The organism is Pseudomonas sp. SIMBA_041, assembly GCF_046535095.1.
Classification (GTDB): Bacteria; Pseudomonadota; Gammaproteobacteria; order Pseudomonadales; family Pseudomonadaceae; genus Aquipseudomonas; species Aquipseudomonas mucoides.
Map to the genome: position 1 here is coordinate 1 of NZ_JAWRXJ010000683.1, position 250 is coordinate 250.

The window sequence follows — 250 nt, forward strand, 5'->3', positions numbered from 1 at the left end:
GAAGAAGATAAACGTATCTACCGCGAAGAGTTGTTCCCGTACTGGGAAAAACGTTCGATGAAAGATTTCATCAACGGGCAGATGACAGATGAAGTAAAAGCCGCGACCAGCACGCAGATTTTCAGCATCAACCAGACAGATAAAGGCCAGGGGCACATTATTATTGATTACCCACGCCTGCTGAATCACGGGCTGGGGGAGCTGGTAGCACAGATGCAGCAACATTGTCAGCAACAGCCGGAGAATCACT

Annotated in this window: 1 protein-coding gene; it reads left to right on the plus strand. The window is 48.8% G+C overall.

Annotation, left to right across the window (positions count from 1 at the left end):
• The coding region (locus SB725_RS32855) for a pyruvate formate lyase family protein (protein WP_410923654.1) at positions 1-250 on the plus strand (250 nt) is incomplete at both ends.